Source organism: Ancylobacter dichloromethanicus, assembly GCF_018390645.1.
Classification (GTDB): Bacteria; Pseudomonadota; Alphaproteobacteria; order Rhizobiales; family Xanthobacteraceae; genus Ancylobacter; species Ancylobacter dichloromethanicus.
This window is the reverse complement of the sequence record NZ_JAHBGC010000020.1, coordinates 832,691-848,708: the sequence shown is the minus strand read 5'-3', so window position 1 is coordinate 848,708 and position 16,018 is coordinate 832,691. Positions and strand designations below refer to the sequence as shown.

Annotated in this window: 17 protein-coding genes; 12 read left to right on the top strand and 5 right to left on the bottom strand. The window is 68.4% G+C overall.

Features of this window, described 5'->3' with window-relative positions; all coding sequences use genetic code 11:
- Positions 1-45 precede the first annotated feature (45 nt).
- The 3 genes from KHC23_RS12745 to hemB are packed head-to-tail and all read right to left on the bottom strand — an operon-like array spanning position 46 to position 3,707.
- Positions 46-1,272 carry a threonine ammonia-lyase gene (locus KHC23_RS12745; protein WP_213372990.1) on the bottom strand — a complete coding sequence of 409 codons (1,227 nt, stop codon included), beginning with the start codon at positions 1,270-1,272 and terminating at the stop codon, positions 46-48.
- Between the two features lie 8 nt (positions 1,273-1,280).
- Positions 1,281-2,624, bottom strand: a complete 1,344-nt coding sequence (locus tag KHC23_RS12740; RefSeq protein ID WP_213372989.1) for a branched-chain amino acid ABC transporter permease — start codon at positions 2,622-2,624, stop codon at positions 1,281-1,283.
- 21 nt (positions 2,625-2,645) lie between these two features.
- Complete coding sequence (hemB, locus tag KHC23_RS12735) at positions 2,646-3,707, bottom strand: porphobilinogen synthase (protein ID WP_213372988.1); 1,062 nt, start codon at positions 3,705-3,707, stop codon at positions 2,646-2,648.
- Between the two features lie 261 nt (positions 3,708-3,968).
- Between hemB and KHC23_RS12730 the strand changes: the two genes are divergently transcribed.
- The 3 genes from KHC23_RS12730 (at position 3,969) to ldtR (ending at position 6,142) form a co-directional block, all read left to right on the top strand.
- Positions 3,969-5,030, top strand: coding sequence for an enoyl-CoA hydratase/isomerase family protein (locus KHC23_RS12730; protein ID WP_213372987.1), 1,062 nt, complete (start codon positions 3,969-3,971; stop codon positions 5,028-5,030).
- A gap of 25 nt (positions 5,031-5,055) precedes the next feature.
- Entirely contained in the window at positions 5,056-5,487 is a 432-nt protein-coding gene (locus KHC23_RS12725; RefSeq protein ID WP_213372986.1) for a DUF6163 family protein, read from the top strand.
- Positions 5,488-5,620: 133 nt separating this feature from the next.
- Positions 5,621-6,142, top strand: a complete 522-nt coding sequence (gene ldtR, locus KHC23_RS12720; RefSeq protein ID WP_213372985.1) for a transcriptional regulator LdtR — start codon at positions 5,621-5,623, stop codon at positions 6,140-6,142.
- Between the two features lie 18 nt (positions 6,143-6,160).
- Here the strand turns inward: ldtR and KHC23_RS12715 are convergent, their stop codons facing one another.
- Positions 6,161-7,192, bottom strand: coding sequence for a histone deacetylase family protein (locus KHC23_RS12715; RefSeq protein ID WP_213372984.1), 1,032 nt, complete (start codon positions 7,190-7,192; stop codon positions 6,161-6,163).
- A gap of 257 nt (positions 7,193-7,449) precedes the next feature.
- Here KHC23_RS12715 and glyA point away from each other — a divergent pair, with 257 nt between their 5' ends.
- From glyA to KHC23_RS12670, 9 genes are all read left to right on the top strand, one after another.
- On the top strand, positions 7,450-8,757 hold the full coding sequence (gene glyA, locus KHC23_RS12710; RefSeq protein ID WP_213372983.1) for a serine hydroxymethyltransferase: 1,308 nt from the start codon (positions 7,450-7,452) through the stop codon (positions 8,755-8,757).
- Between the two features lie 9 nt (positions 8,758-8,766).
- Positions 8,767-9,282 carry a transcriptional regulator NrdR gene (nrdR, locus tag KHC23_RS12705; protein ID WP_213372982.1) on the top strand — a complete coding sequence of 172 codons (516 nt, stop codon included), beginning with the start codon at positions 8,767-8,769 and terminating at the stop codon, positions 9,280-9,282.
- A gap of 31 nt (positions 9,283-9,313) precedes the next feature.
- Positions 9,314-10,426: a bifunctional diaminohydroxyphosphoribosylaminopyrimidine deaminase/5-amino-6-(5-phosphoribosylamino)uracil reductase RibD gene (gene ribD, locus KHC23_RS12700; protein WP_213372981.1), complete on the top strand. Its 1,113-nt coding sequence runs from the start codon at positions 9,314-9,316 to the stop codon at positions 10,424-10,426.
- On the top strand, positions 10,427-11,017 hold the full coding sequence (locus KHC23_RS12695) for a riboflavin synthase (protein WP_213372980.1): 591 nt from the start codon (positions 10,427-10,429) through the stop codon (positions 11,015-11,017).
- Positions 11,018-11,059: 42 nt separating this feature from the next.
- Positions 11,060-11,554, top strand: a complete 495-nt coding sequence (ribH, locus tag KHC23_RS12690; RefSeq protein ID WP_213372979.1) for a 6,7-dimethyl-8-ribityllumazine synthase — start codon at positions 11,060-11,062, stop codon at positions 11,552-11,554.
- Between the two features lie 6 nt (positions 11,555-11,560).
- Positions 11,561-12,055: a transcription antitermination factor NusB gene (gene nusB / locus KHC23_RS12685; RefSeq protein WP_213372978.1), complete on the top strand. Its 495-nt coding sequence runs from the start codon at positions 11,561-11,563 to the stop codon at positions 12,053-12,055.
- Between the two features lie 12 nt (positions 12,056-12,067).
- Positions 12,068-13,078, top strand: a complete 1,011-nt coding sequence (thiL, locus tag KHC23_RS12680) for a thiamine-phosphate kinase (RefSeq protein WP_213372977.1) — start codon at positions 12,068-12,070, stop codon at positions 13,076-13,078.
- Positions 13,079-13,187: 109 nt separating this feature from the next.
- Positions 13,188-13,952 carry an ABC transporter substrate-binding protein gene (locus KHC23_RS12675; RefSeq protein WP_213372976.1) on the top strand — a complete coding sequence of 255 codons (765 nt, stop codon included), beginning with the start codon at positions 13,188-13,190 and terminating at the stop codon, positions 13,950-13,952.
- Positions 13,953-14,039: 87 nt separating this feature from the next.
- Entirely contained in the window at positions 14,040-15,281 is a 1,242-nt protein-coding gene (locus KHC23_RS12670; RefSeq protein ID WP_213372975.1) for an NAD(P)/FAD-dependent oxidoreductase, read from the top strand.
- 18 nt (positions 15,282-15,299) lie between these two features.
- On the opposite strand, the gene KHC23_RS12665 is transcribed toward KHC23_RS12670, so the two are convergent.
- Complete coding sequence (locus KHC23_RS12665; RefSeq protein ID WP_213372974.1) at positions 15,300-15,836, bottom strand: outer membrane protein assembly factor BamE; 537 nt, start codon at positions 15,834-15,836, stop codon at positions 15,300-15,302.
- Positions 15,837-16,018: the final 182 nt, after the last annotated feature.

Sequence of the window (16,018 nt, the reverse complement as noted above, 5' to 3'; positions counted from 1 at the left end):
GCGTGTCGGTGCCGGCAAGGGGGCCGACGAGTGGGCCGGCAAGTTCTAACTGGCCGACTGCCAGTCGACCCGCACCACGTCCATGCCATTGTCGATCAGCGCCCGGTAGACGTCGTCGGCATGGGCACGGTCGCGGGTCTCGACCGTCACGTCGAGGCGCGCGCCCTTGGCGTGGACGTCGAGGAAATGGCGCTTGTGCTCCACTTCGAGGATGTTGGCGCCGAGGCTGCCGAGCAGGCCGGCAATGATGCCGAGTTCGCCCGGCCGGTCCAGCATGGAAAAACGGAACGAGACGATCCGCTCCTCCCGCTCCAGCTCGCGCATCATGATGGAGGCGACGATGCGCGGGTCGATATTGCCGCCCGACACCACCAGCCCGACCTTGCGGCCGCGAAAGCGCTCCGGGTCGGCGAGCAGTGCCGCGAGGCCGGCGGCGCCGGCGCCCTCGGCCAGCGTCTTCTGCTGGGTCAGGAACAGGTTCACCGCCCGCTCGATGGTCGGCTCGCCGACCAGCACCACGTCCGACACCAGCGCGGAAACCAGCTCGCGCGTCAGCACGCCGGCCTGCTTGACCGCGATGCCTTCCGCCAGCGTCGCGCCCTCGCAGGGCAGCGATTGCTGGTGCAGCGCGTTCCACATCGAGGGGTAGAGCCGCGTCTCGACGCCGACGATCTCGATGTCGGGCCGCATGTCGCGCGCGGCGACCGCCATGCCGGCGATCATGCCACCGCCGCCGACCGGCACCAGCAGCGCGTCGAGGTCGGGTGCGTCTTCCAGCATCTCGGCGGCGATGGAGCCCTGGCCGGCGATGACGTGGCGGTCGTCATAGGGGTGAACCCAGACGAGGTGCTCGGCCTGGGCGATGCGGTCGGCCTCCTCAGAGGCGTCGCCGACCGATTCGCCGTGCAGCACCACCCGCGCGCCATGCGCCTCGGTGGCCGCGACCTTCACGATCGGCGTGTGCCTGGGCATGACGATGGTGGCGCGGATGCCGAGCCGTGCGGCATGATAGGCTACGGCCTGCGCATGGTTGCCGGCCGACATGGCGACGACGCCGGCGGCGCGTTCGTTCGGCAAGAGGCTGGAGAGCTTGGTCAGCGCGCCGCGCTCCTTGAAGCTCGCCGTGACCTGCAGGTTCTCGTATTTCACATAGACATGGGCGCCCGTAATCGCCGAGAGGCGCGGCGCCGGCAGGGTGGGCGTGCGCAGCACCGCGCCGTCCAGCAGCTTGCGTGCGGCGGCGACATCGGCGGGGGTTACGGGCAAAGTCATCGAACCACTCAGAATTCTCGCGGCGAAGGTGCCGCACGCTGGAGAAGGCCTCCCGGCCGCAGAATGAGAACGGCCACCAGAAGGCAATAGATCACCACGTCGCGATACGCGATATCGAAGGCGGACGACCACACGATTTCGACGCCGGCGACGAGGGCGGCGCCCAGCAATGCGCCCGGCACCGAGCCAATGCCGCCAATAATTGCCGAAATCAAGGCTTTGAGCGTCATCGACAGCCCTTCGCCGGGCGTAATCGTTCCATAAGCCACCACCAGGGCCGCTCCGGCAAGCCCGGCGCAGCCCCCCGCCAGTGCGAAGGTGCCCCCCACCAGCCGTGGCACCCGTACGCCGACGAGCGCCGCCATCAGCGGATCGTCGGCATGGGCGCGCCAGGCGCGGCCATAGCCGGTAAACCGGACGAGGCCCAGCAACAGCGAGATGCCGGTCAGGGTAAGTCCTGCCGCCAGTAACTGCGCCGGCGTCGCGGTGGCGACGAACCCGTCCTGTCCGGCGACGAAGATCGGCCGGTTGAGCAGCGCCGGCAGCCAGTTCTCGCGATTGGGAGCGGTGAGGCGGAACAATTCCGCCAGCACGATGGCGACGGCGAGCGTGGCGATCAGCACCGGCTGGGGCGAGCGCACCCGCGCGGCGACCGGCACGAACACCGTGCGTCCGATCATCCAGCTCAGCAGCGCCGCTCCCGCAATCCCGGCCAGCAGGGCCGTTGCCAGCCCGAGCGGGCCGATGCGTCCCGCCGCGCCCGCGAGGCTGACCGCGACCAGCATGTAGACGCCGCCGGCCACCGCCACCTCGCCGAAGGCAAGGTTGATCCGGCCATAAAGGCCGTGCACCAGCGCGAAGCCGGTGGCGACCAGGCCGTAGACGCCCATCAGTACAAGGCCGCCCAGCACCTGCTGGAGCCAGTAGGCACCGCGCGGCCCAAGCCGGAACAGCGGGCTGCCGCGCGCTTCGGGCTGCGCCTCCTCCAGCCACCAGCGCTTGAGGATGTAGAGCTTCACCTCGCCCAGCGGTGCGCCATCCGCGAGGGCGGCGACGAGGTCGAAGCGCCCGGCGCCGGTCTGCGCGGCGAACCGGCAGATCAGTTCGTGGGGGGCGCTGCCGAGGGGCCCGCGCGCCCGGTAGGTGTAGCGCAGCGCCGCGGCGGCGTTGCGGACCGGGGCGAGCTGCGTCTCGACGATCTCCGTACCCTCGTCGTGCAGCGCCGGGGCCACCGCCCGGCAGATGCGGGCCTGGTCGGCATCGATCACCGAGCCGCAGCCGGCCAACTGCAAGCCGAGGCAGATCAAGGCAAGTTGCAGCAGGAGGTGGCAGCAGCGCGCGCAGCCGGGCATTGCAGCTGGCGCTCGCAGTCGCTAGGCGTCGCGGGCCAGCTTTTCGGCCACGCGCGGCGCGAAGTAGGTGAGGATGCCGTCGGCGCCAGCGCGCTTGAAGGCCATCAGGCTCTCCATCATCGCCTTGTCGCCATCGAGCCAGCCATTGCGGGCGGCGGCCTCGATCATCGCGTATTCACCCGACACCTGATAGGCGAAGGTCGGCAGGCCGAAGGCCTCCTTCAGCCGGTAGACGATGTCGAGATAGGGCAGGCCGGGCTTGACCATCAGCATGTCGGCGCCTTCCTCGATGTCGAGCGCCGCCTCGCGCAGCGCCTCCATGCCGTTGGCCGGGTCCATCTGGTAGGTGCGCTTGTCGCCCTTGAGGCAGCCGGTGGAGCCGACCGCGTCGCGGAACGGCCCGTAGAAGGCGGATGCGTATTTGGCGCTGTAGGCGAGAATCTGCGCGTCGAGATGGCCACCGGCATCGAGCGCGCGGCGAATGGCGCCGACGCGCCCGTCCATCATGTCGGAGGGGGCGATGACGTCGGCGCCGGCATCGGCCTGCACCAGAGCTTGCTCGACCAGCACGGCCACGGTCTCGTCGTTGAGGATGCGCCCGTTCGCGTCGAGCAGCCCGTCATGGCCGTGGCTGGTATAGGGGTCGAGCGCCACGTCGGTGATCAGGCCGATCTCCGGCACCGCGTCCTTGATCGCCCGCAGCGTACGGCAGACCAGATTGCCCCCGTTCAACGCCTCGCGCCCGTCGACCGTGCGCAGCGCGGGGTCGGTATAGGGAAACAGCGCCAGCGCCGGAATACCCATTCGCGCCGCCCGTTCGGCCTCGCGCACCGCCTCGTCGACGGTGAGCCGCTCGACACCCGGCATGGAGCCGATCGGGGTGCGCTCGCTCTGGCCGTCCCTGACGAAGATCGGCCAGATCAGGTCGGCCACGGTGAGCGTGTTCTCGCGCAGCAGCTGGCGCGCCCATTCGGATTTGCGGTTGCGGCGCGGACGCTGCACCAGTTCGAGCGTCGACGACGCATCCGGCCGACCGGAGGGCTCGGGATGGACGGGACGCGGACGGGCGAAGGGAATGGTCATGGACACGCTCGCAAAGACACCCGCCAGGAGGGCGGAATCCCGCCGCGTCGCCTCCGGCGCGGCACTTTCGAATGGTTATAGCTCCATACCGCGTCGCGCGCGACCTCTTCACCCGGGCGATTGCGTATAAGCCCGGCATCAGGTCGCGGGGCATGTTGACGCGGTTCGCCGGGAGCATCGTCCGAAGTCCGGCTTTGCGTTGCGGCGAGAAAGCCTTAAGTGGCGGAACACCGGTAGTGGCGAGGCATCGACGTGGACGACATGACCGCAGACATCGGCATCAGCTTCGCGAGGCGCGGGGCCGCCGGCATCGTGACGCTCGATCGCCCGCGAGCGCTGAATGCGCTCGACCACGCCATGGTCAAGGCGATGGACGCCACGATGCGCGCCTGGATCGACGATCCCCGCATCGCCCATGTGGTGCTGCGCTCCGCTCATGAGCGCGCGTTTTGCGTCGGCGGCGACGTGCGCGCCATGGCCGAACTCGGCCGCACCGGCCGCAAGGAGGAAGCGCGGCAGTACTGGCGCGACGAATACGCGCTGGACTATCTCATCGCCCGCTATCCCAAGCCTTTCGCCTCGCTGGTCGACGGGTTGTGCTTCGGCGGCGGATTCGGGCTCAGCGGCCACGGGCGGTACCGCATCGCGGGCGAACATCTCGGCTTCGCCATGCCTGAGGTCGCCATCGGCCTGTTTCCCGATGTCGGCGGCACCTATGTGCTGCCGCGCCTGCCCGGCTGGAGCGGCACCTGGCTCGCCATGACCGGCGCCCGCATCGGCATGGCGGACGCGGTTGCGCTCGGCCTCTATACCCACCACATACCGGCTGTCCGCTGGCCGGAGTTGATCGACGCGCTGGCGGCGGGCGAGGCGATGCAGGGAGCGATCACCCGGTTGGCGGTCCGTCCGCCGGCGCCCGCCCTGGCGCATCTCTACCCCCATATCGACCGCATCTTCGCCGGCGGCTCGGTGGCGGCGATCGTGATCGCGCTGCAGAAGGTGGGCGAAGGGGAGGGCGAGGCCGCCGAATTCGCCCGAGTCCAGCTGGAAACAATCCGCCGCGCCTCGCCGACCAGCGTGCACATTGCCTTCCAGCAGATGCAGCGCGGGCTCGGCCTCGATCTCGCCGGCTGCCTCGGGCTGGAATTCCGGCTGGTGACGCGCCTGCTCGACCAGCCGGACTTCTTCGAGGGCGTGCGCGCGCTGCTGGTGGACAAGGACCAGAGGCCGGTCTGGCAGCCGGCGCGGCTGGAGGATGTCGACCCCGCCGCGCTCGCCGCCCTGTTCGACGAGCCGCTCGCCGACGAATTGCTGCTCGCCTGAGCGCTTTTTGGAGTATGCAAGCGCCATGAGTTCGCCCTACGACCCCATCGACGCCACGCTCGGCGCAGCCGGCACGCGCATGCCGCTGTGGCAGTCGCGCGTGGTCCTCTATCTCCGCTGCCTCGCCGGCTTCCTGATGGTGAAGACCGTTTACAGCTGGACGCTGATCTGCGGCGTGTGGGATGGCGACACCAGCCGCTTCGAGATGCTCTCGCTCGCCGCCAAGTCGGCGGTGATCTGGGCCGCTATCATGAACCCGGTCGCCGCCGTCGGGCTGTGGCTCGGCGCCTCATGGGGCGTCGTGCTGTGGCTGGTGACGGCGATGGTGCAGATCCTCATCAACGCCTCCGCTCCGGAGGGCGTCGGCCGGCTGATGATCGTCGCCGCCATCGAGACGGTGCTGGTCGCCGTCTACGCCTTCCTCACCTACAGGGCGGCGCGCGAAAGCGAGAACTGAGTTTCATCTTTCATTAACCCGTTGCGGTGACGAAGGATTCAGCCTGTCGCTTAAACCCATCTTAGCCGCGCCTCGCCAGACTTCCGGCCACATGAGAGGGAGCCAATCCCCCTTCGAGACCGGGATGCGATCCATGCGAGCAGGTCAGGCGACCAATGTCGTCAGCTTCAACGAGGCCGAGGAAGAACGGCGGGAGGCGATCCGCCCGCTCTATCAGGAAGCGGTGACTCTGGTGGAGCGGCTGCACCGGCGGCTGCTGGATGTCGTGAAGGACGAACTCGACCGGCGCGGGCGCGACGACATCAACGCGGTACAGGCGCTGCTGCTGTTCAACATCGGCGATGCCGAACTCACCGCCGCCGAGCTGCGCACGCGGGGCTACTATCTCGGCGCCAATGTCTCCTACAATCTCAAGAAGCTGGTCGAGGCCGGCTTTCTCGACCATCGCCGCTCGCGGGTGGACCGGCGCGCGGTGCGCATCCGGCTGACGCCGAAGGGTACGGAAGTGCGCGACGTCGTCGAGGGCCTGCACGTCAAGCACCTCGCCACCATCGAGCAGATCGGCGGCATCGGCCCGCAGGATTTCCAGCACCTCAACAAGGCGCTGAACCGGTTGGAGCGGTTCTGGACCGACCAGATCCTCTATCAGCTCTGAGCTGTCGGCGGGTTCACCTCAACGCTGAAGAAATCCCTCCAATGTATTGGCAACGTTGATGCCGATCGCCTCAACCGCGTAGCCGCCTTCCATCACGAACAGGGTCGGGCGGTCGAGCGCGGCGATCCGCGCGCCGATCTTCAGATAGTCCGGGCTGTCGAGCTTGAACTGCGATATCGGGTCGTCCTTGTAGGTGTCGACGCCGAGCGAGACGATCACCACGTCCGGCCCGTAGTCGGCAATACGCGTGCAGGCGGTGTCGAGCGCGGCGCCCCAGCCCGCGTAATCGGTGCCCCAGCGCAGCGGGAAATTGGCGTTGAAGCCCTCCCCGGCGCCGGCCCCGGTCTCGTCGGTATAGCCGAGAAAATAGGGGAACTCCTGCGCCGGGTCGGCGTGGATGTTGCAGACCAGCACGTCGGGCCGGTCGTAGAAGATGGCTTGCGTGCCATTGCCGTGATGGTAGTCGACGTCGAGGATGGCGACGCGCGCGGCCCCCAGGTCGCGGAAGGCCTGCGCCGCGACGGCGGCATTGTTGATGAAGCAGTAGCCGCCCATCGTTGCCGCATGGGCGTGGTGGCCCGGCGGCCGGCACAGCGCGAAGGCCGATTTCTCGCCGCCCGCCATGAGGTCGACCCCGGTCAACGCGCTGTCGGCGCCGGCCTGCACGGCATCCCAGGTTCCGGCGACCATGCAGCAGCCGGCGTCGAAGGAGAAATGCCCGAGCTTGCCGTCGATGCTTTCCGGCTCCAGGTCGGTTCGCATGCCCGGCGCCCGCCAGAAGCTCGGCAGTGCGGGGAAATCGCGCCCGTCCGCCGTCCACATCTGCCACGCACTGGCGAGGAAGCGGACATAGGCCTCCTCATGCACCTTCAGCAGCGGGTCGAGGCCATGCGCCGCCGGCTCGATCAGTGTGCCGAAGGGGCGCTCGCCGACGGCGTTGAGGATCATCGCCACCCGCTCGGGCTTCTCGAAGGCCGGAACGACCTGTCCGTTCATCAGTTCGACGTGGCCGGAATGGCCGAGATGGCGCGGCGAGTGGATGATCTTCATGCGGAGCGTTCCGGATTCGCGAACCAGGTGAGGGCGGGACGATACGCGGCCACGGCACCCGCTGTCATCCGTCGCAGGCAGACATCGGCAACCCGCCATGTCGCACGGTTCCGCTCGAGTTGCCGGGTGGATGCAAGGCAACCCTGCGGGCAGCGTGCTTTGAAAGCGTGGGGCGCTGTGCTAAGCGACCCGCCTCGATTTCGCGGTCGGCACACCGCCGGCCGGGAGGCATCGCCACCGCCCAGGGAGGCCGGTCCATGTCGTCCGAAGCTCACGCTTCTACCGCTGATTTCACCAACCGCTTCTTCTCGGCTTCGCTGGCCGAGACCGACCCGGAACTCGCCGGCGCGATCACCGCCGAGCTCGGCCGCCAGCGCGACGAGATTGAATTGATCGCGTCCGAGAACATCGTTTCCCGGGCGGTGCTGGAAGCCCAGGGGTCGGTGCTCACCAACAAATATGCGGAAGGCTATCCTGGCCGACGCTATTATGGCGGTTGCCAGTTCGTGGACGTCGCCGAGCAGCTTGCCATCGACCGTGCCAGGAAGCTGTTCGGCGCGGGCTTTGCCAATGTGCAGCCCCATTCCGGCGCGCAGGCCAACACCGCCGTGTTCTTCGCGCTGATGCAGCCGGGCGATACCTTCCTCGGCCTCAACCTCGCCGCCGGCGGTCACCTGACCCACGGTGCCCCGGTCAGCCTGTCCGGCAAGTGGTTCAAGCCGGTGCCCTATAATGTGCGCCGCGACGACCAGCGCATCGACTATGAGGAGGTCGCCAAGCTCGCCGACGAGCACAAGCCGAAGGTCATCATCGCCGGCGGCTCGGCCTATCCGCGCCATATCGACTTCGCGAAGATGCGCGCCATCGCCGATTCGGTCGGGGCCTATCTCACGGTCGACATGGCTCATTTCGCCGGCCTCGTGGCGGGCGGCGTGCACCCCAATCCGGTGCCGCACGCGCATGTGACCACCACCACCACGCACAAGACCCTGCGCGGCCCCCGCGGCGGCATGATCCTGACCGATGACGAGGCGCTGGCGAAGAAGTTCAACTCCGCCATTTTCCCCGGCACCCAGGGCGGCCCGCTGATGCACGTCATCGCCGCGAAGGCGGTCGCCTTCGGCGAGGCGCTGCAGCCGGAGTTCAAGGTCTACGCCAGGAATGTGGTCGAGAACGCCAAGGCGCTGGCCGAGAACCTCAAGGGTCATGGCTTCGAGATCGTCTCCGGCGGCACCGACACCCACCTCATGCTGGTCGATCTGCGCCCGAAGAAGCTCACCGGTAAGGTGTCCGAGGCGGCGCTGGGCCGCGCCCACATCACCTGTAACAAGAACGGCATCCCGTTCGACCCGGAAAAGCCGATGGTCACTTCCGGCGTGCGCCTCGGCACCCCGGCAGGCACCACGCGCGGCTTCGGCGTGGCCGAGTTCCAGCAGGTCGGCGACATGATCGCCGAAGTGCTCGATGTGCTCTCGCAGAAGGGCACGGACGAGGATAGCCTCGTGGAAGGCGCGGTTCGGGTGAAAGTCGCCGATCTGCTCGCCCGCTACCCGATCTACAACTGAGGCCGAGCGATGCGCTGTCCTTATTGCGGAAGCCTCGACACCCAGGTCAAGGATTCCCGTCCGACCGAGGACAGCGCCGCCATACGCCGCCGCCGCATCTGCCCGGATTGCGGCGGCCGCTTCACCACCTTCGAGCGGGTGCAACTGCGCGAATTGACCGTGCTGAAGCGCTCCGGCCGGCGCGTGCCGTTCGACCGCGACAAGCTCGCCCGTTCCATCGAAGTGGCGCTGCGCAAGCGGCCCGTCGATCCCGAACGCGTGGAACGCCTTGTCTCCGGTCTGGTGCGCCGGCTGGAGAGCATGGGCGAGAGCGAGATCAATTCGGAGATGATCGGCGAGCGGGTGATGGAGAGCCTCAAGCAGCTTGACGATGTCGCCTATGTCCGCTTCGCCTCCGTCTACCGCAATTTCCGTGAGGCAAAGGATTTCGAGACCCTGCTGGGCGAGTTGGAACCCCGCCCCGTCGATACCGAGCCCGACGAGGAGACGGTTCGCCGGGTCCGCGATGCGGGTCTCGACGACTGATGCCGTCCGCCCGCGGCAGTGTCTCCACGCCATGACCACGTCAGCCCTTGACGAGGCCCTGATGGCGGCGGCGCTGAACGTCGGCCGGCGGGAGCAGGGGCGCACCTGGCCGAACCCCGCCGTCGGCGCGCTCGTGGTCCGCGACACGGCCAATGGTCCGGTGGTGATCGGTCGCGGCTGGACCGCCCGGGGCGGGCGCCCACACGCGGAACCGCAGGCACTGGCGCAGGCCGGGGAGGGCGCGCGTGGCGCCACGCTGTACGTCACATTGGAACCATGCTCGCACCATGGCGGCACGCCGCCCTGCGTCGACGCCGTGCGGGCAGCCGGCATCGCCCGCGTGGTGGCCGCTGTCCAGGATCCCGATTTCCGTGTCGCCGGCCGCGGCTTCGCCATTCTGCGCGAGGCCGGAATTGGTGTGGACGTCGGCATCGGCGCGGCGCAGGCACTGGTCGACCATGCCGGCCACATGCTCCGCGTCACCGAAGGCCGCCCGCATGTGATGCTGAAGCTCGCGGTTTCCGCCGATGGCAAGGTCGGTCTGGCCGGACGTCACCCGACGGCGATCACCGGCGAGACCGCGCGCGGCCGGGTTCACATGCTGCGCGCGACCCATGACGCGGTGCTCACCGGCATCGGCACCGTGCTGGCGGACAATCCATTGCTGACCTGCCGCCTGCCGGGGATGGAGGACCGCTCGCCGTTGCGAATCGTGCTCGACGCCGACCTGCGGCTGCCGCCGACCAGCGCGCTCGCCCGCAGCCTCGATGTCGCGCCCCTGTGGATCGTCGCCGCCGAGGACGCACCGGCCGAGCCGGAGACGGTGCTGGGGGCAATGGGCATCGAGGTGATGCGGGTGCGCCGCCGTCCGGAGGGCGGGCTCGATCTCGACGATACGCTTAAGCTGCTCGCCCTGCGCGGCCTCACCCGCGTGATGGTGGAGGCCGGGCCGCGCGTCGCGGCCTCGTTCGTCGCGGCCGGCCTGGTCGACGAGGTGAACCTGTTCGAGGCGCCGACGGTTCTCGGGGTGGGCGCGCTCGATGCGCTGGAGGGGCTGCCGCTTTCCGCCCTCGGTGACTATCTGTCGGTGGTGGAAGAGCAATGGCAAGGCGTGGATCGCCTGCGGATCATGAGGCGTCGATAAATGTTCACCGGCATCGTCACCGACATCGGCACCCTGCGCGCGGTCGACACCCGCAACGAGGTGCGGCGGCTCACCATCGCCACGCGCTACGACACGGCCGGAATCGATCTCGGCGCCTCGATCGCCTGTTCGGGCGTGTGCCTCACGGTCGTCGCGCTGAAGGCGGACGCCTTCGAGGTCGAGGCCGCGCCGGAGACGCTCGCGGTGACCACCGTCGCCGGCTGGACGGAAGGGCACAGCGTGAACCTTGAGCGCGCCCTGAAGATCGGCGACGAACTTGGCGGCCACATCGTGCAGGGCCATGTCGACGGCGTGGCCGAGGTCGTGGCGCGCGAAGATCTCGGCGCGACGACCCGCTTCACCTTCGAGGTGCCGGCGGCGCTGGCGCCGTTCATCGCCATCAAGGGGTCGGTGACGCTCGACGGAACGTCGCTGACGGTCAACGAGGTCGACGGCATTCGCTTCTCCTGCCTGCTCATTCCCCACACCCTCGCGCACACCACATGGAACGAGGTGGGGGCGGGGAGCCGTGTCAATATCGAAGTCGACATGATGGCTCGCTACGCCGCGCGGCTTGCGGAGTTCCGTTGACGCCTGTACGTCGTCGGCTCTGTCAGTTCATGAGGTAACACCATGGCGAGCCCCCGCCCGCCGCGCGCATCCGATACCGCTGAAACCGTGCCGCTCGCCGGCGAGCGGGTCCTCATCGTCGAGGCGCGCTTTTACGACGATATCGCCGACGAGCTTCTGGCCGGCGCGCTTGCCGCCGTCGAGGCCGCTGGCGCGAGTGCCGATGTCATCACCATGCCCGGTGCGCTCGAAATTCCGATCGCCGCCGCCATCGCGCTCGACGCGGCCCTCGCGGCCGGCAGGCCTTATGACGCCGTGGTGGCGCTCGGCTGCGTGGTGCGCGGCGAGACCTATCATTTTGAAATTGTCGCCGGCGAGTCGTCGCGTGCCCTGATGGACCTCGCGGTCGCCCGCCGGGTGCCGCTCGGCAATGGCATCCTCACCGTCGAGACGGATGAGCAGGCCTGGGTTCGCGCCCGCGTGTCGGAAGGCAACAAGGGTGGCGGCGCGGCTGAGGCAGCGCTGGCGCTGCTTCGGCTGAAACGCCGGGTCGGGTGAAACGTGATGACCGATGACGACAAGCCAGCCACCAGCAATGCCGGCCACAAGCCGGTGCGCAAGAGCGCTGCCCGCCTCAACGCGGTACAGGCGCTCTATCAGATGGACCTCGCGGCGACCCCGCTGACGGAGATACTGGCCCAGTTCGAAAGCCACTGGATCGGCCGGGAGATCGAGGGCGACGAGATTGCCGCCGCCGACCTCAACCTGTTTCGCGACATCGTCGGCGGTGTGGTGCGCGAGCAGCGCGGCGTCGATACGCTGCTGGACGCCGCGCTGGTCAATGGCTGGCCGCTCAAGCGCATCGAGGCGGTGCTGCGTGCGATCCTGCGCGCCGGGACCTATGAACTTTCCGCGCGGCCGGACGTTCCTGCCCGTGTGGTCATCGCCGAATATGTGAATGTCGCGGCGGCTTTCCTCGAACGTGAGGAAACCGGCATGGTCAATGCGGTGCTCGACGGCATCGCGCGCGAGAAGCGGCCGGCGGATTTCCCCGGCTAGAGGGAGATCGGGATGGCGGAAAAATCGGTCGGGCCAGGGACGTCCGCTGAAGATCGGCTGATCGCCCGCCTGTTCGCTCCGATCGCCACCCATCCCGGCGCCCTCGGCCTCAAGGACGACGCGGCGCTGCTCGCGGCTCCACCCGGCGACGAACTGGTGTTCACCAAGGATATGCTGGTCGCCGGCATCCACTTCTTCGCCGACGACCCCGCCGAATCGATCGCCCGCAAGGCGATGCGGGTGAACCTGTCCGATCTCGCCGCCAAGGGCGCCCGGCCGTTGGGCGTGATGCTCGCCTTCGCCATTCCGCCCGGTATGGATGCCTCCGCGCTGGAGGCGTTCGCACGGGGCATTGGCGGCGATGCCGCTCTTTACGACGCGCCGCTGCTCGGCGGCGACACGGTGCGCACGCCCGGGCCCTTCACGGTTTCCATCACCGCCATCGGCGCGGTGCCGGCCGGCACCATGGTTCGCCGCGCCAGTGCCAAGGCCGGGCAGGCCATCGTGGTGAGTGGCACGATCGGCGACGGGGCGCTCGGCCTTGCCCTGCGCCTTGCACCCGACCGGCCGGGGTTTGCGGCGCTGGACGCGGAGGAGGCCTGTTTCCTCAAGGACCGCTATCTCCATCCACGCCCGCGCCTGCCGCTCATCCGGGCGCTGCGGGAGCATGCCAGTGCGGCGATGGACGTGTCGGACGGGCTGGTCGGCGACCTCGCCAAGCTGCTCTCTGCGTCCGGCATCGGCGGCGAGATCGATATTGCGCGCGTGCCGGTGAGCCCAGCGGCGCGCCGGGCCGTGGACGCGGAGCCGGCGTTGCTGGAGGTCGCGCTGACCGGTGGCGACGACTACGAGATCCTCGCCGTCGTGCCCCATCACGAACTGGGCCGTTTCAATACACTGGCCACCATGGCCGGCATCGGCGTCGCGGTGATCGGGCACACCCATGAGGGGGAGGGGCTGACGGTGCGTGACGGCAACGGCGCGCCGGTGTCATTTGCCCGTGACAGCTTCAGCCATTTCTGACGGACTCCGCCAAAAGTCGATGGATTCCCTGATTGCCTGCCGCCCGGCCCCAACCTAGCCTCGGCCGAGGCAGCCGGAAAATCCGGCGCCGCATAATGGGAACAGCCAGATGAAATTCACCGGGATTCTGCTCGTAGCCGCCTCCCTCGCCATCGGCGCGGGGGCCGCCCATGCCGAGATCAAGAAAGTCCGTATTGGCACCGAGGGGGCCTATCCGCCTTTCAATTCCGTCGATTCCTCCGGCAAGCTGGTTGGCTTCGACATCGAGATCGGCGAGGCGCTGTGCGCCAAGATGAAGGTGGAATGCACCTTCGTCGCTCAGGACTGGGATGGCATCATCCCGGCGCTGCTGGCCAAGAAATACGACGTCATCCTCGCCTCGATGTCGATCACCGACGAGCGCAAGGAGAAGGTGGCCTTCACCATTCCCTATTATCTGACCCCGGGCAGCTTCATCGCGCCGAAGGACACTCCGATCACCGAGATCACCCCGGCGGCGCTGAAGGGCAAGACGATCGGCGCCCAGTCCTCCACCACCGGCTCGACCTATCTCGAGGACAAGTACCCGGATTCCGACATCAAGCTCTACCCGACCCAGGACGAAGCCAATGCCGACCTCGCCGCCGGCCGCCTCGATGCGGTGCTGGCCGACAAGTTCGTGCTGTATGAATGGCTGGAGAAGTCCACGGACGGCAAATGCTGCAAGTTCGTCGGCCCGGACCTGAAGGACGTGAATCCGCAGGGCACCGGCATCGCCGTCCGCAAGGACGAAGACGAGCTGCGCGAGATGCTGAACAAGGCGATCAGGGAGATCGAGGCGGACGGCACCTATGCCAAGATCAATGCCCGGTATTTCCCCTTCCCGATCAACTGATATCCAAGCGAGGCGGCGGCGGATCGGCCTTCCGCCGCCTCTCACTTCGCCCACCTTGCCGCCCCCTTGTCCGCCCTCAGGTTCATCATGAAGACCGATACGATCGTGCTCGGCGCCGGCATCGTCGGCACCAGTGTCGCCCTGCACCTGGCGCAGCGGGGCCGCTCGGTCGTGCTGGTCGACCGGCGCGGTCCGGGAGAGGAGACTTCCTACGGCAATGCCGGCCTGGTCGAGCGCGCCTCGCTCTATCCCGTCGCTTTTCCACGCAAGCTCTCCGCGCTGGCCGAGGTGGCGCTCGGGCGCAATCCGGCGGCCAGTTACCATTGGGGCGCGCTGCTCCGGTTGGTGCCGTGGATGTTCGCCTATTGGCGCGCTTCCGCGCCGGACCGCATCCTCGACTACGCCCGCACGATGGAGACGCTGCTGGTGCTCAGCGTTCAGGAGCACGACCGTCTCGCCCGCGCCGCCGGTGCCACGCATTTTTTTCGCGAGGGCGGCTGGCTCAAGCTCTACCGCACCGAAGCCGGGCTCGACAATGAGCGCAGCGAATTCCCGCTCGCGCGACGCTACGGGCTGAGCGTCCGCGAGATCGGCATCGATGAGGCACTGGCGATGGAGCCCTTCCTGCGGCCGGTTTTCCGCGGCGCGGTGATCTGGTCGGACCCGCATTCGGTATCGAGCCCGGGCGGGGTCACCCAGGCCTATGCGGCCCATTTCGCCGAATTAGGCGGGCAGGTGCGGCGCGGCGACGCGCGCAGCCTGGCGCGCCTCGGCTCCGGCTGGGCGGTGACGACGGAGGAGGGGAGCGTCGAGGCGCCCGAGGTGGTGGTGGCGCTGGGCCCCTGGGCGATGGACGTGCTGCGTCCATTCGGCCTTGCGCTGCCACTCGCGGTCAAGCGCGGCTACCACATGCACTACCATGCCGAGGGCGGCGCCTCGCTGTCGCGCCCGGTGCTGGACGAAGAAGGCGGCTATGTCATCACGCCGACGGTCGCCGGCATCCGCCTGACGACGGGCGTGGAGTTCGCCCGTCGCGACGCCCCCAAGAGCCCGGTACAGCTTGAGAAGACGGAAGTGCTGGCGCGCGGACTGTTTCCGCTCGGCGGCCGGGCCGAGGCGGAACCCTGGATGGGGTGCCGGCCGGCCTTTCCCGATATGTTGCCGGTGCTGGGGCCGGCGCCCGGCCAGAACGGCATGTGGCTCGCCATTGGCCACCAGCATCTCGGCTTCACGCTGGGTCCGGTCAGCGGTCGCCTGTTGGCGGAAATGATGACCGGTCAGACCCCGTGTGCCGACCCCGCGCCGTTCGCTGCCGAGCGGTTCGGGTGAGGGCGCATCGCCGGGCGACTACAATCCCGGGCGGAACGTGGTCGCGTTGAAGATCTGGCCCATCAGCGACACTTCGCTGCCGCCGGTCGGCGTCGTGCGGCTGATGAAGTCGAACACCTTGCCGTCCTTCAGGCCGTAATCGGCGACGCGGGTGACGCGCTTGTCCTTCGGGTCGAAATACACCGCGATCACCCGCTGTTCGGTGATCTCGGGGCGAAGGAACATCACTTTCTTCGCCTTCTGGGAGATGTAGTAGAACACCTCGCCGTCCACGGTGGCGACGGTCGAGGGCGATCCGAGCACCAGCAGCACCTGCTCCTGGCTTGACCCGATAGGGATCTGCTCCAGCGCTTCAGGGGCGATCACGTAGCCGCGCTGCTGCTCCTGGACGAAACCGGTCGGTGACCGGGGAAGGCCCATGTTGGCGGTCGCCATCGGCATGTCACCGGAGCAGCCCGTAAGGCCGACCACCGCCATGCCGGCGGTGGCGAGCGACGCCAGTGCGGCGATCCGGGTGCCGGGAGCCCTGTTTCGCGTCGCGCGCGTCGATGCCATCCACTCAACTCCGAAAGCTCTTGCCGCACAGGCCAGCGGGCGCGGGCGGCACAGGGGCAGAAAGCACAGGGCAGGGCCACCACGCAACTGTCGAGCAGCCGCCCGACGCCCCGTCACGGCGCTGTTGCGGGCCCGGGCTTGCCAGCGAAGGCGACCCGCGCTACCCCGCCCCAACGCCGCGC